The sequence below is a fragment of the Singulisphaera chitinilytica genome, assembly GCF_049331405.1.
GTDB lineage: Bacteria > Planctomycetota > Planctomycetia > Isosphaerales > Isosphaeraceae > PoT.
In genome coordinates this window covers 1,265,277-1,287,246 of sequence record NZ_CP186274.1, presented here as the reverse complement: position 1 = coordinate 1,287,246, position 21,970 = coordinate 1,265,277, and the positions used below count along the sequence as shown (strand labels likewise).

Below are 21,970 nucleotides of genomic sequence, written 5' to 3'. Positions count from 1 at the left end.
ACGCCTCGACATCCCGACCCCGACCGCAAAGGGAGCCGCCCCGATGCTCCGACCGAGGTCAAGCCAGGCGCGCGGCCCACTCCGCCGCGACGCCTTCACGCTCATCGAGCTCCTGGTGGTCATCGCGATCATCGGCGTTCTGATCGCGCTCCTCCTGCCCGCCGTGCAGGCCGCCCGCGAGGCAGCCAGGCGTGGGCAGTGCATGAACAACCTCAAGCAAATCGGCCTGGCGCTGCACAACTATCACGGGGCCCACAACAGCTTCCCCGTGGGGTTCCTCTCGCCGACGGGGGCCGTGCCCGCGACCACCTCGCCGCTGCAATATCGCTGGTCGGCCTTGGCGCAGATGACCCCGTTCCTCGAGCAGTCGAACCTCTTCCAGGCGTTCAACTTCGACTTCCCGATCGCGTACAAGCCCTCGGGCGCGGGCTCCCCCTTCTGGCCCTTCTACCCGGCGAACACGACGGCCATGGCAATCCGGGTCGCGTCCTTCCTCTGCCCGGGCGACGGCGCCGCGGCCCCCGCGCCCGACACCGGGCCGTCCAACTACACCTTCTGCTCGGGGGACGGCGGCAACGGCGGCGACGCGACGAACGCCAACGGCGTCTTCATCCTGGGCCGATCGCAGTCGGTGGCGACGATCCTCGACGGCACGAGCCAGACCGCGGCCGTATCCGAGCAGTGGCTGGGGATCGCCGGCCCCTACTCACTCCCGGCCGGCTCGAACCCGCCATCCCCGCTGCCCCGGGCCTTCGCCCGCGTCTCCGCCGCCCCCTTGACCGACGCCGGCTGCGCCGTGGCCGGCAACGGCTGGCTCCTGAACAAGGGGGCCTGCTGGTGGGATGGTAATTACCTGAACACGCTTTACAACCACTACCTGACGCCCAACTCGCCGTACAACGACTGCATCGTCTACCACAACCCCGGCTGGAAGGCCGCACGCAGCCTCCACCCCGGCGGCGCCAACATCCTCTTCGCCGACGGCCACGCCCGGTCGGTGCAGAACTCCGTCAACCCGGGCGTCTGGCGGGCCCTCGCCACCCGCGCCGGCGGCGAGGTCGTCTCGGGCGATGCATATTGATCCGGGCGTAACTCACCTACCGCGACCACATCGGTAGCCGCAGTTCGCCCTGCGAATCCGCCCCTTTCGGGTGGCCGGGATTGGAACAATCGGGGTCGCGCAGCGACAAGAGGCCAACTGCAAGGAGCCCCGGCCGTCACCAGGGGCCGCTCCTCGATTTTCCCCGGCCGATCCGAGGGCTACCGGATTTGGAGAGACACGCCCGCAACCCCCGATCATCCCGAGACGGCGAGCGCCAACCTCGGCCTTCCCATCTCAAGGGTAGCCACGATTGGAACAATCGGGGTCGCGCAGCGATGAGAGGCCAACTGCAATAGGCCCCGGCCGAAGTCAGGAGCCGTCCTCGATCCTCTGGCCCGAGGCCAGGGGACGTGTGCGGACTGGCTATCGCTTCGGCCGGATCGAACGGCTCCAGATCTCTCGTCGCTTCGCGACCCTGGTTGTTCCAACCACGGCCACCCGGAACAGGAAGAATCCGCCGATGGGATTGGGGATGGCCTCTCGCGTGGGAAAGCAAGAATCGGGGAATGGCCCCTGGTGAAGGCCGGGGATCACTGCAGTGGGCCTCCCGTCGCTGTGCGACCCCGATTGTTCCAATCGCGGCCACCCGAAATGGAGGCCAGGCCCCATCGTGGAGCGACAATCTAGCGACAGCCTATTTAAGGTATTCTAATATGAACAATTTGCAATATTTCCACACGATCAGAGCCGAGGATCGACCGGCTCGCTCTCGAGCGCAAGAACTGCGAAGACGCATTCGTGGACCCGACGCAGAGGCTCACGCCTCACGAACCGATCGAGGGCCTCGACGCCGAGCGCGAACTCGCCGAGGGCCAGGGCCCGCTTGTGGCCGAGCCCCCGACGCCGGAGCCGCTCGAGGTTCTCGGGCTCGGTGTACTCGGGGCCGTAGATGATCCGCAAATACTCGCGCCCACGGCACTTCACGGCCGGCTGGACGAGCCCCTTGGGGCCCCTCGCAACAACCTCGACCGGCTTCACGACCATCCCCTCGCCGCCGCGCCCGGTCAGCTCGGTCCACCACAAAATCCCCTGCTCGACCTGCTCGGGATCGGTCAGGTCGATGACGCGGTGCGGGGTCGCGACCAGGAGGCCATCCGACGCCGCGCAGGCCTCGGCGAGCGTCTCCATGTGCCAGTCGTGCCCCTTGTCCCAGTAGGTCTTCCCCTCGGTGGCCAGCAGGAAGAACGGGGCGAGCTTGTAGTCGCTTGGCGACTCGACGGGCCAGCAATACGACCGATAGGCGTCGACGAACCCCTGGCCGTCGCGCAGACGGCCCCGATACGTGTTCTCGAGCGCGACGAGCCCCTCGCGCTCGGGGCCATCGACCCTCGCGGCGGCCTTCGATAAGGCCTCGGCGACCTGCGGCAGCGCGGCCCTGGCGGCGGCGCCGACGGAGGCGTACTGGTTCCGCAAGAGGTCCTCGGCCTTGGCCGACCAGGGCATCAGCTCGCAGTCGAGGCAGGCCCAATCCGTCCCGAGCCGCTCCCAGAGCCCGGCCTTCGAAAAAGCCTCGCGGACCCGGTCGAGGATCGCCGTCTCAAGCTCGGCCCGGTTGAAAAAGGGGCGGCCGGTCCTCGTGGTGATCGCCCCGATTTCGCCGGTGTCGATGCCGAATCGTTCGCGCGTCACATCCGCATCGCGGCAAACTACGACGACGGCCCGCGAGCCCATGTGCTTAGCCTCGCAGATGACCCGGGCGATCCCCTGGTCGCGATAATGAGCGAAGGCCTCGGCAGGGTGCTCGAGCAAACCCGTGAGCCGGCTGGTCTCGCAGGGCGACATCGTCGGAGGCAGGTAGATCAGCCAGCGAGGGTCGGCGGCGAACCGGCTCATGACCTCGAGAGCCGCGGCGGCATGGGCCTCGCGGACCGTGACCCTCCCGCGCAGCCTCGTGTCGATGATCCGCTTGCCCAGCACGTCCTCGGCATAGAGCAAGGAGTCATGCGCCTGCTGCGCCGTGGGGGTCGAGCCGTTCGAGCCCGGGGGCAGGAATGGCCTCGAGGGGACGCAGTATGTCCTCGCCGCCGGCACCGAGACGAACTCTCGCTCGGGATAGCGCAGGGCGGTCAGGGCGCCGCCGAAGACGCAGCCGGTGTCGATGTTGACCGTCCTGTTGAACCACTGCGGCGCGAAGACAGGCGTATGGCCGTAGACGACCATCGACTCGCCGCGATAGTCGGCCGCCCAGTCGACGCGCACGGGCAGGCCAAGGTCATCGGTCTCTCCCGTCGTCTCGCCGTAGAGGGCGAACTCGCGGACCCGCCCCGATCCCCGCCCCTGCATCTCGCGCTTCATCCCCGCGTGGGCGACGACCAGGGAGCCCCCGTCGAGCAAGTAATGGCTCACGAGGCCGTCGAGGAAGTCGGCGATTTCCCGTTTCGACGCCGCGCGCACGTCGTCGGGCAGCGCCTCGAACTCGGCGTAGGTCTCTGCCAGGCCGTGCGTGAGCTGCACGTTCTTGCCCCGGAGCTTGCGGACGAGCTTGACGTCGTGGTTCCCCGGCACGCTGAGCGCCGAGCCGGCCCGGATCATGTTCCGGACGAGCCGCACGACGTCGAGGACCCTCGGCCCACGATCCACGAGGTCGCCGACGAAGACCGCCTTGCGCCCCTCGGGATGCCGGTAGATCCGGTCGCCCCAGACCGGGTCGGGCACCTCTTGCTCGATGGTCGCCGGCTCATATCCAAGGTTCTCCAGCAACAACTCGAGTTCATCGCAGCAACCGTGAACATCCCCGATGATGTCGAACGGCCCGCGCTCGTCGGTGCGGTCGTTCCAGAGCGGGACACGCTCGATGGTGACGGCGTCGATCTCCTCGGGCGTGTCGAGCACGAAGACGTAGCGGAACCCCTCCTTGCGGAGGTTCCCCAGCGACCGCCTCAACTGCGACTTCTGGTTCCGCACGACGTGAGGCCCGAAGTCGCGATCAGTCCTGGCGGCGTTGCGCTCGAGGCAGACCGGCTCGGAAACGTTCAGCACGATCGCGACGGGCAGACAGTGGTACTCCCTGGCCAGCTCGATGTACGGCTTCCTCGACTCGGCATGGACGTTGGTGGCGTCGATCACCGTGAGGCGCCCGAGCGCCAGCCGCTTGGCCGCGACGAAGTGGAGCGCATCGAACGCGTCGTTCGTCGCCGCCTGGTCGTTCTCGTCGTCCGAGACCATGCCGCGGAAGTTGTCCGACGACAGGATCTCGGTCCCTTTGAAATGCGTCCTCGCGAAGGTGCTCTTGCCCGAACCGCTGGGGCCGACGAGCACAACCAGGGAAAACTTGGGGATCTTGAACGCCTGAGCCGTCATTGCCGGGAGTACCATCAACCTTGGGGACTCGCCCCGATGAGTCTCGGGGCGATCGTGTTGGAATGTGTTCGCACGCTCCGCCGTTTCCTTCGGCTATTCCCGCTCGAAGACGGCCATTTGCGTTGGGGGCCCCAGGGCCTCGTCCTCGGGCCCGACCGGCAAGTATCGGACGGCATACCCGAACCTCGACGCCACCACATCCGCCCAGGCCTTGAACTCGGCCCGGGTCCATTCGAAGCGGTGATCCGAGTGCCTGAGCCGCTCGGCCCCGACGTTCTCCCAGGTCACGTTGTACTCGCGGTTCGGCGTCGTCAGCACGACGGCCTTCGGCCTCGCGTACTGGAAGACGACCCGCTCGAGCGCCGCGAGCCGCGGCGGATCGAGGTGCTCGATCACCTCGACGAGCGCCGCGGCGTCGAAGCCTTCGATCCGCTTGTCGCGATAGGTCAGCGAGCCCTGGATCAGCTTGATCCGACCGGCCTGGATCTCGCTGAGCCGATCGATCTTGAGGCGTCGCGATGCGATCTCGAGCGACCGCGTCGAGACGTCGAGCCCGACCAGTTCCGTGAAAGTCCGGTCCTTGAGCAGTTCCCGGAGGAGCTTCCCCTCGCCGCAGCCGAGGTCGAGCACGCGCTTCGCCCCGATGGAGCGCAGGGCCGCGAGCACGGCGCCGTGGCGCTGCTCGTTCAGGCTCAAAGGACGCTCCAGGAGGCGCTCTCCCTTGTCCTCGGGGACCTCTTCCCCCTCGGCGGCCTCTTCCTGCTCGACGTCATCGAGCCGGCTGAGGGCCTCGCGATAAAGGCTCGCCTGGAACTTGAGGTAGCGGCGGGTGATCTCCTCGCGTTTGGGATGAGTCCCGAGCCACCCCGCCCCCTTGGCCAGGAGCTTCTCCAGTTCGTCGTCGCCGACGAAGTAATGCTTCTGGTTGTCGAAGACGGGGATCAGGACGTACAGATGCGTCAGGATCTCCGAGATCGTCGCCGTCTTGCGGATCGTGACGGTGAAGTAGCGGCTATCGCCCCAGGCGGGGAAGGTCTCGTCGAGAGGATGGGATGTGGCCTCGACCTCGTAACCGAGGGGCTCGAAGATCTCCCGCAGGAACAACTCGCCGCCGCGGACGGGGAGCACGTCGAGCCTGGCGGAAAAGGGGAGCGGGGTCGTCGCCAGCTCCGGCCGGTCGCTGCAACGCCCCGAGATGGCGGATCGGAAGACCTGCGCGATGGCCGTGCTCATGAACGACGACGCGGCATAGGGACGGTCGTTGACGTACTGCGCGAGGGGTCCTCCCTTCTCCCCCCCCTTGCCCCGGACGATCCCCACCGGATCCACGTCGAGGAGCAGGCAGGCCGAGCACGACTCCTCGCCGACCTCGGGATAGAAGACAAACGCCCGCCCGAACGAGAGGTCGAAGGCCTGGCAGCGGTCCGGATGCTTGTGGAGCAGGTAGCTCAGGTCTGAGGCGGGTTGATGTCGGGTCGTGATCGTCAGCAGCATGCCGATCCCTCCAGGATCTCACGGCAAAACGCCGTCCTGTATTCTTTTGTATTTTCCCTTCGCCGACACGAGAAGATCGAACTGGGTTCGTTGCGGCGACTTGCAACGGCCGCGGTCGCTCCTCCTCAGGCGCAGGCCCGGCGGCTGACCTTCCCCGAATCCTTACGATCGCTATAATCCCGGCGAAACTCTCGCCGGCGGGCATGACGCCCTGGCCTGGTGCGGAGGAGCCGAGGTGGGCGAGTCCCACCGGAACGGACGACCGAGACGGATCTTATGTCGTGCCCCCCTCACGAATCCCGGTGCGGTTCCACCGACGCGCGACCCCGGTCGCCCGCGACGCCCGTTCGTCGGCGCCTCTCGGGAATCGCGGGATTGCTGCTGCTATCGGCGACCGCCGGTTGCGCGGGGGTCACGGCGCGCGAGGCCCCCTTACGCAACAAGCTCATCGACTATCGAGAGCGGATCGAGACGGGGTTCCGCCTGAGCGAGGCCTCGGCCGCGGTCCTCGCCCGCAACGGCTTCTACCAGACCTTCAACGCCAGCCCCGGCGAGATGGCCAGGGCGCTCGAGGCGAAGCTCCAGAATAAATCCGAGCCCGACGGTGCCTTAGCCCTGGCCGAGCTTTCCTATCAGGCCGGCCTGAGCGAGGGGATGGGGATGGACGCGATCCCCTGGTATCGCGATGCCGCCATCCTCGGCATGATGGCGCTCGACGACCCCTACGGCACCCGCCCCGACCTCGCCATCGAGATCCACAACGGCGCCCTCGAGCGCGTCCTGCGCGTCGCTCGCAAGTCGGAGATGAAGCGACACGAGAGTCAGCCCTGGCGGACGACGCTCTCGCAGCTCGACATCGCCGTCGGCAGCACGATGAACTACCTCGACCCCGAGCGCCTCGCCAGCGTCCAGCCGGCGTCGGACCTGCGGGTCCGGGGGATGGACAACATCTATCGCTCCGGCGGGCTCGGCGTCCCCCTGGTGGCGCACCGCGTGGCCGATCCCAATGGGTTGATCGAGGCCCGCGACCAGTTCATGCCCCGCGAGACCCAGGTCGGCGCGACGGCCGTGGTGATGCCCGGCGGCGGCCTCCTGCAGGGGGACTGGCGCCGCAACCCGGCCAGCATGATCCTCTTCGACCCCTTCCGGGAGCGCTCGATGCAGGTCTCGTCCCGCGACATCCCGCTCGCGAGCGACCGGACCACGCCCCTGGCCGTCCAGGTCGACCAGGGCTATCTCTCCACGATCGAATGGACCGGCCTGCTCGAATCCTCGTTCGAGCGACCTGGCTTCGAGACCGGCCTTTACACGTTGCATCCGTACGAGCGGGGCAAGATCCCCGTGGTCTTCGTCCACGGCCTCGTCTCCAGCCCCAGGGCCTTCGTCCAGAACGTCAACGAGCTGCAGAACGCCCCCGAGATCGCCTCGCGGTATCAGTTCTGGGTCTTCATGTATCCGACCGGCCTGCCGATCCCGAGCTCGGCCGCCAAGTTGCGAGAGGCCCTGTACAACATCCGCGAGACGCTCGACCCCAACCACACCGACCCCGCGCTCGACCGCATGGTCTTCGTCGGGCACAGCATGGGGGGCCTGCTCTCGAAGATGATGGCGCAGGATTCCGGGTTGATGCTCTGGGACGCGACCATCAAGAAGCCGTATGAGAAGATCCAGAACTCGCCGACGCTGCAGAAAACGGTGGGCGCGGCGCTCGTCTACCAGGCCGTGCCGTCGGTCCGGCGCCTGATCTTCATCGCCTCGCCGCACAGGGGCAGCCCGATCGCCAGCGACCTCTTCGGGCGGTTCGTCTCGAGCCTCGTACGCCGGAACGACTCCGAGTTGCAGGTCCAGGTGAAGGAGGAGCTGAAGGCGATCTACGGCGAGAACGTCATCAAGTCCGACATGCGCCGGAAGGCCCTGAACGCGATCGGCAACCTGCGGACCGACAGCCCGATCCTCCAGGCGATCCACCGGATCCCGATCCGCTCGAGCGTGCCGTACCACTCGATCATCCCGCTGGTGAACGGCACGCTGCCCTCCGACCTCGTCGTCCCCTATTACAGCTCGCATCTCCCCGGCGCGACCTCCGAGAAGATCCTCTCCGGCACCCACTTCTCGCAGGAGAAGCCCGAGGTCACCGCCGAGCTCCGCCGGATCTTGCTGGTCCACCTGGAAGAGAACCGCGACCTCGTCCCGCCCCCCGACACCGCCCACCGCCTCCCCATCGACCGCGGCCTCCAACGCGCCAACGCCCTCATGCCCGCGAATCCGGAGAAGCCCCTGCTTCTTCGAGGGAATACCGGGGCGTCGAACGCACTTCGGCCCACGAGCCTCGAGAAGCCCTTACGGCTTTACAGGGATGTTTCCGGCCTCGATGACCCGGTCGATCTTGTGCTCAAGCATGAGTAAGCGGATCTCGAGGACGGCCGTCCTCGAACTCATCATGACCATGCCACTGTTGACGTAATAACTCATCGAGAGCATCCGAAGTGCGCATCTCAGGTCCTCGCCGATCGACACCCCTTTTCGATCCAGGTTGACCATCGAGGTCATCGTCTGGCCCGCTTCCTGAAGCCCCTCGGGATCAACATAGATCGGCATGCCGTTGGGTAGCTCAGGGCACTTCGATTGGGTCTTGATGGCCTTGAGGAAGTCCTCGAGCTTCATATGGACGGGGTAGGCCAATTCGCTGGGATGGTTGAGGCGAAACTGGATGGCCCGCGTCGTCACCTCGGCCTGCTTGGCGATGTCATCCTTGGACACGACCTCCGACTTGGGCGGGGCATCCGGGTCCGGGTGGAACTGCTCCGGAGCCACATTCGACTTCTGCGCCCTGGTCTGGGCGACGACGATCGTCCCCAGCGCGAGCGAGGCCGAGAGCAGGCAGACGGCAACCGCCTTATATGTGCTGAACATCATGGCAGAGAGACTCCCTTGCACGAGGATCGCCGCGGTCTTCGAACCACCCGACGCGCCCGCGTGCCCGAGGGCCGCGCGAACGCAGACGTCCACGAGCCGGGCCGAGGGAGGGCCGAACCGCCCCGGACTCGCCCCGAGCCCGATCGCCGACGCCCCCAGGCCTCGGCTTGAAAGCCGGGTCTTGAGCGCCTTGCGTGCGCGATGGAGCCGGCCGCGGAGCGTCGGCTCGCTGAGGCCCAGCCGCTGGGCCGCCGCCTCGTAGCTCTGATCCTGGAGGCAGCAGAGGACCAAGGGCGCCCGGAGCGACTCCGGCAGCCGGTCGATCTCCTCGTGCAAGATCCCCTCGAGTTCCGGCGAAGGCCCGGCCTCATCCCCCTCCGAAAAGCCCCGGGCCTCGACCGCCAGGCGTTCTCGCACGCGCCGCCGCGTCGCCAGCATCCGCGCCCGCCTCGAGACGCGGCTCGCCACGCCATGCAGCCAGGGCCCGACCATCTCGCGGTTCCGGATCGAGTCCGACTTGCGGGCCAGCACGATGAACGTGGCCTGGAAGGCATCCTCGGCATCGTCAATGTCGCGCAGCACGCTCCGGCAGAGCGCGAAGACCATCGGCCCGTGCCGCTCGACCAGGAGCCGGAACGCGAGTTCCGCCCGTAAGGCCTCGCCCGACCGGTGGACCTCCAGCAGCTCGCGATCCGACAATCCTCCGAGCGCCCCGGCCCCGAGCAAGACTTTCAGCTCGAGAAGCCCCCCGCGCAACCGCTCGCGTCGAAACATGCCGTCCACTCAACCCGTTGCGACCGTGCTCCTCATTGGTTCCACAAGTAAAAGTGTCCGCCCGCGCCGATTCCTCACAAAGAGGTTTCTCTTTTTCTCGAAGTCGACGACAGTGAAGTTCCCGTCGTCAGCATGGTCGAGGAGGCTCCCCGATGGCCGAACGCATGGTGGGCATCCGCGTCTCGATCTTACGGTACGTTGCGGATGAGCCTCAGCCTGGCCTCGTCCAGTGCGAGTTCGTCGACGCCCATGGGCGTCGCCTGACCTTCACCGAGAAGACGGCGATCGTCAGCGACGAATATCTTGACTCCCGGAGCCAATATCCGAGGCCGGGAGCCATCATCTGCAAGGTGATCGGGAGGCGGCGGGATTCGTCAGAGAGGGAGGTCGTCGAGGTCTCGACCGAGTATTTCCCCGACGGCGATGACTCGCCCGGGAACACGGTGAACCTCGAAGTCTTCGCGGAATCGCTCGTGGAGTGGGAGTGGGGAAGCCCGATCGACTACGACGCATAGTCCCCGCGATTGAAACGCAATGTGCCTGCGGGATGGAACCGAGTTGAGGGGAGGGCGTCCAAGAGTCTACCTGACGCTCGCCGCCAACCGCTCGCGTAGGAGGAACGCCGTGGCAGGCCCGACGGAGAATTCAGCGCCGATCCTGGTGGGCATCGTGCTGACCTCGGTCGGCTTCATGGTCAACGAAGAGGGGTTCCTGAACGTCGTATGGCTCGCCCTCCTAGCGGTGGGGACTCGGACCTACGTCATCCTCGCACGACGTCAAGCCGCCGGGAGACCCGGAATCCTACTATCCGCGTTCCTCACCTTGATGACCTCGGCCGCGCTGACGCTCGCAATTGCCGATTTGCTGATCGTCGTGATCTTCATTACGGCAGTGTTGAAGGAGTCCAACGTTGGCCCCCTTCCCCTGGCCGTTATATTATTTACACCAACATATTTCATAATCTTGATCGCCAGGCGATGGAGAGCCTATGCGGGCGAGTTCGGATCCATCAAACTCGACTGGTTATACGACTTCGAATTCCGGCCTACGATCCGGGGGATGCTCGTCGGAGTTGCGTTCATCGCATTCGCGCTTTGGGAGGTCCACCATTTGTGGATGCGACCGACCTACATCGCGATCGCGAATCACGAAGCCTTTCTCGCCGGCCTATGCCTGGCCGAGTCACAAACCATGGCTGAGCGGGCAGAGCGATGCCATGAACGGGCCGCTGATGGGGTGGATTGGAAGTTGAACGATCAAGCTTCCGAAGACCTGAAGCTCTGCCCCTTTTCGAACCGCAGCCTCGGCCGCTCCTGGCTCGAGCAAGCCGAGATCTGGAAAAGCGCCGCCGAGCGATGTCGCGAGGCCGCTCGACGTCATGACGCGCGTTCTACGCGGTACAGGCCATGGTTCGAATCGAGCAAAGATCGATGACTTGCGGCGAGGGATGAACCTGGATCGAATCGTCTGTTGATAATCCAGGTCCTCGGCCAGGCTCCATTCCGCAGTTACTCCAAATCTCAAACCAGCCGACCCCAAGTGGCGAGCTTGATTCAAAGCGACGCGCCGGGGTTTTCCCCGGCGCGTCCGTTGTCCTCACATGGCGTTCGAGGCTCCCTGCTCAATCAGAACGAGTCGGCCGAGACCACCTCGCTGCCATTGCGGGAGCCGAGGCCCTGCCAGGCCGTGACGTTCACCGAGTCCTTGACGAACTGGACATGGCCGTCGCAGAAGAGGGAGTTCACGCCGCCGGGGTGCCTGCTGCGCGAGGTGATGTTGAGCGAGAGGTTCTGCCAGTCGGCGGCGGATTTGTCGCTGTGGGGCAGGCCGCCTCGGCAGTCGTAACGCTTGTCGTTCGGGGGACGGCGGTGGTTGTACATGCTGTGCCCCGGGGCGCCATAGAGCCACTTGATGCCGCGGGTGGGCTGGAAGCCTGGCGGTGAGTTCGTGAGGCACCTGGCCGCGTAGTCGTCGTCGGAGACGATCGGCGGGCCGTTGCCGGCCGAGTTGTTGCCGGTGATGACGAAGCCGCCGAGCGGCTCCCGAGCGAAGATGGCCGGGCCGCTGAACCCGGTCGGGGCCCCGGCCGACGACCGGATTGACTCGCTGATGGCGATCGACTGCGAGGTCCCGTCGGTGATCCCAGAGATCCGAACCGCCGAGTTCTCGAAGAGGATCCCGTTGGGGGCGGTCATCGGCGACGGCGGGTTCTGCAAGACCGAGTACCCCGAACCGACGTTGAGCAGGTAGTTATGCCCCGAGTACATCCCGCCGCCGACCTGGACCATCGCCGGCCCGCCATCGGAGGGGCAGAGGAACGTGTTCACGACCACGACCGCCGCCGTCCGATTCACGACCGCGCTCGAGGTCGTGTAGTCGGGGTCGGGGTTCATGCTGAAGTTCATCGTGTTGAAGATGGACTGTTGCTCGAAGAACGGCAGCAACTGCGAGTACGCCCCCCAGCAGTGTCCATTCCCGGCCACATACGTGTTGATCCGACCCGGCGGGAAGACGCCGTTGGTCGACTCGTAGTTGTGCATGGCCAGGCCGATCTGCTTCAGATTATTCGTGCAGCTCATCCTGCGGGCGGCCTCGCGTGCCGCCTGCACCGCGGGCAACAACAAGGCGATCAACACGGCAATGATCGCGATGACGACGAGCAGCTCAATCAAGGTGAATCCGGACCGAGACCGTGTAATTCCCATCGAAATCCTCGGGGGGTGAGGTCGCTCAAGACAACCTGCAAGTCGAATTCGCATCCAGGCGGGTCCGCTCGCCGTGCCTCGTGGCAATCGGCGGCCTCAACATCAGATCAATCATCCTATCCCAAAACCGCCTCTTCCGCCACGATCAAAGCGCTGATCGCAGATTTCCGACATGATCCGAGCAGAGAATCGCGACATCGTAACGGGCACGTTTGAAGCGTGCTCACGTACAATAAGCGGGCGAGGTGGACAGCTCAGGTCGTGCAGTCGCGATGCACAATCTCCCCGCAGTGCGATCGTCCACCGGGATGGCTACACGGTGCGAGGCGGGAAAGGATTTACGAGATGAAGATCCAGTCACCTCAGGAATTGGAAGCCGCCCCCGAATCGGCCATCCAGGCTGGCCATTTCGCGTCTCTCGATGACGCCTTCGCCGAGTCCGTCAGGCTGCTGCTCTGCAAATTCCATCTTCCTTCCTTGCCCGAGGTCCCCCTCGCCAAGACGTTCGACCCTATCCTTGAGTTTCATCGGCTCGCTGGCGTAGGACGCGGATTTGCTCGATGAGATCGTCATCGAAGCCTATTAAAGCCAACGTGAAGACAAGTGACGAGATATCGAGCTTTGAACCCTCCATGTCTCATCAAGAAAGATCCCGCGTGCGGTCCACCACCCTATGACCGCCTTGATCAGGCATGTTCGCCCTTGAACGGTCACTATTCTCAACGTGAACGACACCAGCCAATTTACGCCAAAACCAACTCTTCTATATTTCTTGAATTTCACCAAATATTGTATCTAGCTGATCTTCGAAGACTTGCAATGGCTTGCGGAGAACACCAAATTCCTTCTCGATCATGAGATTTACGATGCTCTCGCCGTTGAGAAGGATGATGGGGACGGCCCCTTTCTTGATTGAGGCATCCATGGCCCCTTTCGTGAAATCCGCCGTCGTGAAGAAGATCCCCTGCTCGTATTCGCCTTGAATCGCACCGCGAAACTTATCGACCTCGGGTCGCGGCACATTGCCTTCCCATCGCTTGGACTGGAAAGCAACGGACATGCGGGCCAGGCCGACCTTGAGTAACCCATGCCCATCGATACCGCCATCCCGCGAGATCTGGGTGACGGTGACTTGCACGAAGCCATAAGCCGCGAGCAACTCTTTGGAGAACTGCTCGAACTGCCGAGGCCTCAGTTCGAGAAGTCTTCCCAGGAGTTTCGAGCGGAATTGAAGTTCGTAGGCCTCATAAAGTTCGACCAGGCTAATTTTCGGTAAGGGGGGATCGATATGAGGGCTAGTTCCATCCGGATTGGTCGGTAGGAGACGTCGCTTCCCTTGTTCCGTGATCGCCCATATGCCATGACGTGGCTTGGCCATATCACCCGCCTGGATCAGGTATTGCCTCGTCCATTGGATGCGATTTTGCCATTTCTTCTCGCCGTGTTTGAGCGTCGCGGCAAGGTCTTCTTCGGTGAGTTGGGGAAATCTCGCCGTCAGTAACTCGTAGACATCCTTGGGCCTTGCTTCGCCACCCAGGTCTCGAAGGATTTCTAGGAGCGGAATCTCGATCTCAGCTTGAGGCGGCATCATAAGAGTCTATATCCCATGCCCTACTCTCAACCGAGTGGCTCCGGTGCAACTTCGCGTGAGGATTTCGCAGGCCATCTTCATTGAAGAAGGTAGACCGATCATTTCGCATGCAAGGTAAGCTCGTCCACTAACCAGGCTCCTGGATTATGACACAGTCTGTATTCAGACGAATGCTGCCCCTCACTCTGCCTCCATTGCGACAATGGGCCATGCCACAAATGCGAGAGGACTCGGCCGTGCGTGGCACGCCCGAGTCCTCTCAAATGATCGCTTGGCATTACCGCCGCGAATGTGCCGGCTCGATTACTTCGCCTTGTGCTGGCGGTAGCGGCGGATCAGGGCGTTGGTGGAGCTGTCGTGGGTCAGGTTGGGCTCGGAGCCGCCGAGCTCGGGGATGATCCGCTTGGCGAGGACCTTGCCGAGCTCGACGCCCCACTGGTCGAACGAGTCGATCTCCCAGATGATGCCCTGGGTGAAGACGCTGTGCTCATACAGGGCGATCAGGCTGCCGAGGATCTCGGGGGTGAGCTTCTCGGCGAGGATCACGTTCGAGGGGCGGTTGCCTTCGAACGTGCGGTGGGGGACGAGCCAGTCGGCGGTGCCTTCGGCCTTGACCTCCTCGGGGGTCTTGCCGAAGGCGAGGGCCTCGGCCTGGGCGAAGACGTTCGACATCAGGTAGTCGTGGTGCTCGCCCAGCGGGTTCAAGGACTGGCAGAAGGCGATCAGGTCGCAGGGGATCAGGCGGGTCCCCTGATGGATGAGCTGGTAGAACGAGTGCTGGCCGTTGGTGCCGGGCTCGCCCCAGTAGATCGGGCCGGTCGCGTAGTCGACGTGCTTGCCCGAGAGGGTCACGTGCTTGCCGTTGCTCTCCATCGTGAGCTGCTGCAAGTACGCCGGGAACCGCTTGAGGTACTGATCATACGGCAGGACCGCGATCGTCTCGGCACCCAGGAAGTCGGTGTACCAGAGGCCGAAGAGGCCCAGCAGGACGGGGAGGTTCTTCTCGAACGGGGCGGTGCGGAAGTGCTCGTCCATGGCGTGGAAGCCGGCGAGCATCGCGCGGAAGTTGTCGGGGCCGACGGCGAGCATCGTCGAGAGCCCGATCGCCGAGTCCATCGAGTAGCGACCGCCGACCCAGTCCCAGAAGCCGAACATGTTCGCGGTGTCGATGCCGAACTTCGAAACCTCCTCGGCGTTCGTCGAGACGGCGACGAAGTGCTTGGCGACGGCCTTGTCGTCGCCGAGAGCCTTCAGGCTCCAGGCCCTCGCCGTGTGGGCGTTGGTCATCGTCTCCAGCGTTGTGAACGTCTTGGAGGAGACGATGAAGAGGGTCTCGGCCGGGTCGAGGTCGTGGGTGGCCTCGGCGAAGTCGGTGCCGTCGATGTTCGAGACGAAGCGGAAGGTCAGGTTCCGGTCGCTGTAGTGCCGGAGCGCCTCGTACGCCATGACCGGGCCGAGGTCGGAGCCGCCGATCCCGATATTCACGACGTTGCGGATCCGCTTGCCCGTGTGCCCGAGCCAGGAGCCGCTCCGGAGCTTGTCGGCGAAGGCCGACATCTTGTCGAGGACGGCGTGGACCTCGGGGACGACGTCCTCGCCGTCCACCTCGATCTTCTGCCCCTTGGGAGCCCGGAGCGCGACGTGCAGCACCGCGCGGTTCTCGGTGACGTTGATCTTGTCGCCGCGGAACATCGCGTCGATCCGGTCGCGCAGGCCCGACTCCTCGGCGAGCGTCACGAGCCGCTTGATCGTCTCGTCGGTCACGCGGTTCTTGGAGTAGTCGATGAACAGCCCCGCCGCCTCGGCCGTGAGCCGCTCGCCCCGGCCCGGGTCGTCGGCGAAGAGCTGGCGGAGGTGGACGTCGCGGATCTCGCCGTAGTGGGCTTCGAGCTGCTTCCAGGCGGCGCGCTCTCGCAGTGGTTTGGCGGACATTGTCGTTCTCCTCGCTCCCTATTGACTTCAACGAACACGCGGCCCGAACCCCTCCGCAGCGACCGGCCTCCGAGAGGGGTCGCCGCCGGGGCCGATTCAGACTAATCGCCGGATGCCTCCGGGTCTACGGGTGGGCGACCGCCCGGAGGGGGAGCGAGGGCCCCCCGGCCGTCAAACCCGGAAGACCCGACGACAAGGCACAGCCCGACTCATCCATCCACGAGTGATCTCGCGATCCGGTTCTGATCCTCGATGACGCGGGGGAGGTCGAGGGTCGTGATCCGCCCCTGGTCGACGATGACGCGGCCGTCGATCACCGTGTAATTGGCGCGGGCCGGGGCGCAGAAGACGGTCGCGGCCACGGGGTCGTGGAGCCCGCCGGCGTACTCGATCCCGTCGAGCCGCACCGCGAAGAAGTCGGCGCACTTGCCGGGCTCGAGCGAGCCGATGTCGTCGCGACCCAGGACCTCGGCCCCGCCGCGGGTCCCCATCTCGAGCACGTCCCTGGCCGTCATCCAGAACGACTTCTCGGCCGGCGGCCCCCCCGGGTTGAAGCTGAGTTGGGTCCTGGCGAGCAGCATGGCCATGCGGGCCTCGGCCAGCATGTGCGAGCTGTCGTTGCTGGCGGATCCGTCGACGCCGAGCCCCGTCCTGACCCCGGCCTTGCGGTACTTCCAGACCGGCGCGATCCCCGAGGCGAGCCGCATGTTCGACGACGGGCAATGGGCCACGCCGCAGCCGGTCCTGGCGAAGGTGCCGATCTCGGCGTCGTCGATGTGGACCGCGTGGGCGAACCAGACGTCGTTGCCGACCCAGTCGAGTTGCTCCATCAGGCCGACCGGACGGACGCCGAAATTCTTGGTCGTGTACCGCTCCTCGTCGAGCGACTCGGCCAGGTGCGTGTGCAGGTGGACCTTGTACGCCCGCGCCATCTTGGCCGACTCCCTCATGAGGTCGGGAGTGACCGAGAAGGGGGAGCAAGGGGCCAGGACGATCCGGGTCATCGAGCCGGGCTCGGGGTCGTGATAGGCCTCGATCACGCGGCGGGAGTCCTTGAGGATGGCCTCCTCGTCCTCGACGCAGCTATCGGGCGGGAGCCCCCCCTTCGACTGACCTAGCGACATGCTCCCGCGCGAGACGTGGAACCGCACCCCCATGTCGCGGGCGACCTCCACCTGGTCGTCGACCCGGCAGGCGTTCGGGAAGACGTACGAGTGGTCGAAGACCGTCGTGCAACCCGTCAGGGCCAGCTCGGCGAGGCCCGTCCGCGTCGCCGAGGCGAGCGCGTCGGGGGTCATCCTCGCCCACATCGTGTAGAGAGTCTGGAGCCAGTTGAACACATTGCCGTCCTGAGCCCCCGGGACGACGCGGAAGAGCGTTTGATAGAGGTGGTGGTGGACGTTCACCAGCCCCGGCAAGACGACGTGCCCGGCGAGGTCGAGCACCTCGTCGGCCTCAGTAGGCAACTCAGAGGTTGGCCCAACCTTCTCGATCTTGCCGTCGCGGATGAAGAGCCCGCCGCCGGGGATCTCGCGACGCGTCCCGTCCATCGTGACGAGCACGGTCGCGTTCTTGACCAGCATCGTCCGGGGCCTTGGCGATTGGGCCTCCGCCCTGCCCGCCTGAGCCTGGTCACTGGACGAAGCTGCCCCCGACGCACTCGCGCGCTCGTTCATCGCCGATCCCCCCTCTTTTTAAGGCCCACATTCGCGCCCTCGATAAGGCGAGGCAGACCCTTTTGTCAAGGATTTTATGACAACGGCCCGGCAAAAGCCAAGGCTGAGTCGGATTCTGACCTCCGGTTCCTTGACACTCGTTCCGGACATCCTGCGGATCCCCATTGGCAATGGAGACAGCGGGCCGGGAACGACGCACTGGCCCCAGGGCCGAACACGTTACATGCCTCGTGCATTTCCATGAAGAAATGTGAATAATCATCGAGTCATAGCGAGCGACAACGATGCGACAGGAACATGGGATGATCGTGCTCGGGGGCCTGATAGTCGCCGGGGGCCTGGCCTTGCTCATGCTCCCCGACCTGAACGGGGCCGGCTGGTACATCGCCGCCGCGGGTCTGGTGGCGGCCGGATTCGGCTACTGGTTCCACGTCCGACGCGGCAACGTCCCGGAACCCCCGGAAGTCGAACCGGTGCTGCCACCCCCCGCCGCGTCATCCAACCTGTGCCCCGCCTGCGGCTCCACCTCGATTCGCGAGATGAACGCCGTGGAGACCACGGCCTTTTATGGCTACGACCGCTTCGTCCTCGCCCGCCCTCGCGTCTGCATCTCCTGCGCCCAGGGCTTCGAGCCTCTCCCTTCCCGCGCCGGCGCCCGCCTGATGGTCGGCGCCGCCGGCCTGGGCATCCTGCTTGGCCTTGCGTTGTTCGCGATGGGCCCGCTCGTCCTCGCGGGGATAGTCCGGAAAGGCGGCCTCACCGAGCACATGAAGTATAAGCTTGTCCTCAGCGTCCCCGTCCTGATCTACGTCAGCATCTGGTGGAGCCGCCGGAGCTTTCGGGTGCTCGACAAGTACCGCAAGCTGGGTATCGACCCGGCTCGTACGTTGAGCCGGTAGTCGAGAGGAGTGTTGCCCTTCCTGAACGCCATGCCTGAAAGACCTCGCCAGTTAGGTTCTGTGACACATCAGGCAAGCTGCGGTACGTCGTCGGATGAAAGGGTCGTTCAAGGGGTGTGACGCCAGGCAAGATATCGATAACAGCCAAGGGCAACTGCGGCGGGCGAGTGAGATTCGCTAAAATCGACTTATACGTTCGGAGCCGCGTCGGTGTCGTCCAGAAGTTCGCGATCATATGGATGCACGGGCTCGAGGTTCGGCACGATTGGGCCGAAGAATGGATCGGCCAGCTCATCCACGCGGCCGTTCATCACTCGATGGACGCGAAAGACGTTGTCATAGTCTTCTGGAATGCCCCGCCCGTACCGCGTCCCTGCCGTGTCTTCATCGTCGTGGACATAGAACAAGCCATAACTTGCCGGCCCGTGCTCTGCAATCCATTCCAGCATGGCCCAGAAGGGCGAGGATCGGTGATTTCTCGACAGGTAAACCTGCAGAAATCCTTTGTGGTTGTTGTGGTGCTCGTTAAACGTGCATAGCAGCCACGGCGATGCGTTCGCCGATATCCATTGGCGAAACTCTTCCCAAAGTCGGGCGTCGGCTGCGTCGATTGCCTCATCAACCTTCGAGGCGTCCTTCGCAGATGTCACAGCGTAGATGTCGCGGGATGTGCGCAAGAAACACCAGCCGGCGGCGAAGATCATCATGGATACTCCTGTTTCAAAAATCAATCACATTAAAAATATCAATTTATTAACTTTCGCTGACAGACAACAGAGAGACAACCAACATGACATGACCGTGCGGACTATTCGCCCATCGGCGGAGGGACGCCGTAGATTCCAAGCTGGGAGGATTGTCTGCTCAAAATCAGCGGAGTCATGATTCTCGGCGGAAAGTTCCTTCTCCACTCGCTGCCATGGACCTGCACTTTCCGCGACTTGGTGTAATGAGGCAGCCTCCCAGCCACCGGCTAACGCGTGTGGTCCAAGACTCTCACCAGGGTATCGGGCCAGGCTCGCCCGTATCTGGGCAGCTTTCGAAGCAAGTTCGATGGACCCACATCCCGATGCCGATGCTTCGTCCATTCGCCCAGACCGGGTGCAGGCTGGCGGGAATTCGTCCCTCGCCGTATGTTCGCTCGCCGCAGATTGCGCAGCACTCCGACTCTCGCTCATAACATAAACGGTCGCAGAACTGAGGTGGGTCTTGTGAGATGGTAAATGAGACCGGATCACCCCAGCCGCGCCGCAACTCATCAAGGCTCCGAAGCTTGGTCTTCGGCGGCGACGTAACGAGGCGATGCGGCATCGACCTCCAACCGCAATCGCATTCCTCGCGGTCTTTGCCATCCACCGAGTAATTCTTTGCCTCGGACATCGTTCGCTTGATCCTCTGCACACGTAACAGATGGATGAAGGTTGGCCCGATCGTGACGACGGTGGTCACCAAGACAGCCAATCGATCGTCACTGAGCCATCCATAACATCATCGCACCCACGCACTATCCTGTGCCAGAGATTCCCGCAACTCGCATCCGTTCTCGAACGCCAGGCTTTTTCAATGCTCGCCATCCCGTTTCTCGGTGCAGTCGTCGCCCTAGGTCAGCGGCCTGACATGGTTGGTTCCGCACCGCCAAACTCAGCGACAGGTACAATGCAGCTACGGACAGGTTCGCAGTACACACTCTGTTTCTAAACCATTTCATGACTGTATTCCACCAACCTAACACCTTGTCCCGACCCGTCGCCACGGTCATGGGAGGCGCATGCGGGCGATCCTCCCGGGCTACATGCCAATCGTGGCGAGATTGGCGGTTGGGGGTGGGTCGGCGATTCTTGTAGGGTGAGAGGGGGTACGATGGTACCTTCAGACGCCCAATGGAGATCGCAGGCGGAATCGGTGGGGATGGTCATGAGCAAGCAGGAACCCCTTCAGGATCAGCCGACGACGTCCGCCCAGCCGAATCCGGGGGCGAGGCGAGGGCGTGAGCTCGCGTTTGATGCGAAGCCCATCGCGAAGGATGCGGGGATCCGGGGCGTGGGGGCACCGACGAGCGGGGGCGGCGATGCCCTGCTCCAGGCGAGGCTCCGCGCGGTGGGGACATTCTTCTCGGTCGCGCTCACGCTCACGTTGATCCGCGATATCCTCTACGCGGCCTCGGCGGCCTGGCAGCTCCAGGTCGCGGCGATCCTGGGCATCGCGACGTGCACGGTGCTGCTCACGGCGCCCCGGACGTTCAACACGCGATGGCTCCGGGCCAACGAGGCGGCCCTCTTCGGGGCGACGGCCCTGGTCCTGGCGATCCGGGTCTACAACGCGATGCTGGTGGCGGCCCTCAGGGACGATCCCGTGGCGATCGTCTCGGCCTCCAAGAACATGATCATCATGGCGATGATCCTGATGTTCGCCCACGCCCTGTTCATCCCCGGGAACTGGCAGCGAGCCAGCCGGTTCGCCCTGGCCTTCGCCGCCCTGCCGGGGGCGACGACCGCCCTGCTGCTGCTGACCCACCCGAAGCTCATGGGAGTGCTCGGGCATGTGGCGACGACCGAGCGCATCGCCCGCGACCTCACGCTCCTGCTGGTCTCCGGGGGGCTCTCCATCTACGGGACGCACGTCCTGGGCGTCCTTCGCAAGGAGGCGTTCGAGGCCAAGCGGCTCAATCAGTACCAGCTTCGCGACAAGATCGGCTCCGGCGGCATGGGAGAGGTCTACCTGGCCGAGCACCAGCTTCTCAAGCGTCCCTGCGCCATCAAGCTGATCCGGCCCGACCGGGCTGGCGAGGCCAGCGCCCTCGCCAGGTTCGAGAAGGAGGTCCGGGCGACGGCTAGGCTCACGCACCCGAATATCGTGGATATCTACGACTATGGGGCGACGGCCGACGGCACCTTCTATTACGTGATGGAATACCTGCAGGGGATGACCCTCGAGGAGCTCTCCGACCTCTACGGGCCCCAGCCGGCCGGGCGGGTGATCTACCTCTTGCGGCAGGCCTGCGAGGCCCTCGCCGAGGCCCACGGCGCGGGGTTGATCCATCGCGACATCAAGCCGGCGAACCTCTTCGCCGCCAGGCGAGGCGGGCGCTACGACTTCATCAAGCTCCTCGACTTCGGCCTCGTCAAGGAGCAGGACGTCGACTCGGGGACGATGACCCTCCGGCAGACGCACACGCCCCCGGGCACCCCCCAGTTCATGGCCCCCGAGCAGATCAACGGCGAACGCCCGGTCGACCATCGGATCGACCTCTACGCCATCGGCGGCGTCGCGTATCTCCTCCTCACCGGCCGCGCGGCGTTCGAGGGGGAATCGGCCGCGGCGGTCATGATCGCGGCGACGAGAGACCCGGTCGTCCCCCCTTCGAAAATCCGATCCGGCGTGCCCGAAGACCTCGAGCGCATCGTGCTCCGCTGCCTCGCCAAGGAGCCGGACGGGCGCTTCGCCGACGCCCTGGAGCTCGAGCGGGCCCTCGCCTCCTGCCGGTCGGCGGGGGACTGGGATCACACCTCGGCCTCGCACTGGTGGCACGAGGCGGGCAGGCCCCTCGGCGCGGCCGCCACGGTTTGAAGCCGGACCGGCTC

At 64.7% G+C, this 21,970-nt stretch carries 15 protein-coding genes; 7 read left to right on the top strand and 8 right to left on the bottom strand.

Translation table 11 applies throughout. The features are described from left to right. Positions 1 to 43 precede the first annotated feature (43 nt). Positions 44 to 1,081 (top strand): DUF1559 domain-containing protein, encoded by a 1,038-nt coding sequence (locus ACOYYX_RS05040; protein ID WP_422928844.1) that lies wholly within the window; start codon positions 44 to 46, stop codon positions 1,079 to 1,081. Between the two features lie 702 nt (positions 1,082 to 1,783). Here ACOYYX_RS05040 and ACOYYX_RS05035 read toward each other — a convergent pair. Continuing rightward, on the bottom strand, positions 1,784 to 4,417 hold the full coding sequence (locus ACOYYX_RS05035) for a polynucleotide kinase-phosphatase (protein WP_422928843.1): 2,634 nt from the start codon (positions 4,415 to 4,417) through the stop codon (positions 1,784 to 1,786). 78 nt (positions 4,418 to 4,495) lie between these two features. Beyond that, complete coding sequence (locus ACOYYX_RS05030) at positions 4,496 to 5,896, bottom strand: 3' terminal RNA ribose 2'-O-methyltransferase Hen1 (RefSeq protein WP_422928842.1); 1,401 nt, start codon at positions 5,894 to 5,896, stop codon at positions 4,496 to 4,498. A 375-nt stretch (positions 5,897 to 6,271) separates the two neighbouring features. On the opposite strand from ACOYYX_RS05030, the gene ACOYYX_RS05025 reads away from it, so the two are divergent. Then, a complete protein-coding gene (locus ACOYYX_RS05025) occupies positions 6,272 to 8,302 on the top strand; it encodes an esterase/lipase family protein (protein ID WP_422928841.1) in 2,031 nt (676 codons plus the stop codon). Here ACOYYX_RS05025 and ACOYYX_RS05020 read toward each other — a convergent pair. Then, positions 8,237 to 9,586 (bottom strand): RNA polymerase sigma factor, encoded by a 1,350-nt coding sequence (locus tag ACOYYX_RS05020; protein WP_422928840.1) that lies wholly within the window; start codon positions 9,584 to 9,586, stop codon positions 8,237 to 8,239. The genes ACOYYX_RS05025 and ACOYYX_RS05020 overlap by 66 nt on opposite strands. Positions 9,587 to 9,738: 152 nt before the next feature. Between ACOYYX_RS05020 and ACOYYX_RS05015 the strand changes: the two genes are divergently transcribed. Next, positions 9,739 to 10,101, top strand: a complete 363-nt coding sequence (locus ACOYYX_RS05015) for a hypothetical protein (RefSeq protein WP_422928839.1) — start codon at positions 9,739 to 9,741, stop codon at positions 10,099 to 10,101. A 109-nt stretch (positions 10,102 to 10,210) separates the two neighbouring features. Beyond that, positions 10,211 to 11,020, top strand: coding sequence for a hypothetical protein (locus tag ACOYYX_RS05010; protein WP_422928838.1), 810 nt, complete (start codon positions 10,211 to 10,213; stop codon positions 11,018 to 11,020). Between the two features lie 191 nt (positions 11,021 to 11,211). On the opposite strand, the gene ACOYYX_RS05005 is transcribed toward ACOYYX_RS05010, so the two are convergent. Next, a complete protein-coding gene (locus tag ACOYYX_RS05005; protein WP_422928837.1) occupies positions 11,212 to 12,258 on the bottom strand; it encodes a DUF1559 domain-containing protein in 1,047 nt (348 codons plus the stop codon). 378 nt (positions 12,259 to 12,636) lie between these two features. Here ACOYYX_RS05005 and ACOYYX_RS05000 point away from each other — a divergent pair, with 378 nt between their 5' ends. After that, positions 12,637 to 12,855, top strand: coding sequence for a hypothetical protein (locus ACOYYX_RS05000; RefSeq protein WP_422928836.1), 219 nt, complete (start codon positions 12,637 to 12,639; stop codon positions 12,853 to 12,855). 199 nt (positions 12,856 to 13,054) lie between these two features. Here the strand turns inward: ACOYYX_RS05000 and ACOYYX_RS04995 are convergent, their stop codons facing one another. The 3 genes from ACOYYX_RS04995 to ACOYYX_RS04985 all read right to left on the bottom strand — a co-directional run bounded on the left by ACOYYX_RS04995 (position 13,055) and on the right by ACOYYX_RS04985 (position 17,397). Beyond that, positions 13,055 to 13,882: a restriction endonuclease gene (locus tag ACOYYX_RS04995; protein WP_422928835.1), complete on the bottom strand. Its 828-nt coding sequence runs from the start codon at positions 13,880 to 13,882 to the stop codon at positions 13,055 to 13,057. Between the two features lie 303 nt (positions 13,883 to 14,185). Then, on the bottom strand, positions 14,186 to 15,814 hold the full coding sequence (pgi, locus tag ACOYYX_RS04990) for a glucose-6-phosphate isomerase (protein ID WP_422928834.1): 1,629 nt from the start codon (positions 15,812 to 15,814) through the stop codon (positions 14,186 to 14,188). 209 nt (positions 15,815 to 16,023) lie between these two features. Further along, the gene (locus ACOYYX_RS04985) at positions 16,024 to 17,397 is read right to left on the bottom strand and encodes an 8-oxoguanine deaminase (protein WP_422931591.1); all 1,374 of its coding nucleotides are present in this window, start codon (positions 17,395 to 17,397) and stop codon (positions 16,024 to 16,026) included. 377 nt (positions 17,398 to 17,774) lie between these two features. Here ACOYYX_RS04985 and ACOYYX_RS04980 point away from each other — a divergent pair, with 377 nt between their 5' ends. Next, the gene (locus tag ACOYYX_RS04980; protein WP_422928833.1) at positions 17,775 to 18,389 is read left to right on the top strand and encodes a hypothetical protein; all 615 of its coding nucleotides are present in this window, start codon (positions 17,775 to 17,777) and stop codon (positions 18,387 to 18,389) included. Positions 18,390 to 18,577: 188 nt separating this feature from the next. Here the strand turns inward: ACOYYX_RS04980 and ACOYYX_RS04975 are convergent, their stop codons facing one another. Continuing rightward, positions 18,578 to 19,096, bottom strand: a complete 519-nt coding sequence (locus tag ACOYYX_RS04975; RefSeq protein ID WP_422928832.1) for an Imm7 family immunity protein — start codon at positions 19,094 to 19,096, stop codon at positions 18,578 to 18,580. A 1,207-nt stretch (positions 19,097 to 20,303) separates the two neighbouring features. Between ACOYYX_RS04975 and ACOYYX_RS04970 the strand changes: the two genes are divergently transcribed. Beyond that, a complete protein-coding gene (locus ACOYYX_RS04970; RefSeq protein WP_422928831.1) occupies positions 20,304 to 21,956 on the top strand; it encodes a serine/threonine-protein kinase in 1,653 nt (550 codons plus the stop codon). Positions 21,957 to 21,970: the final 14 nt, after the last annotated feature.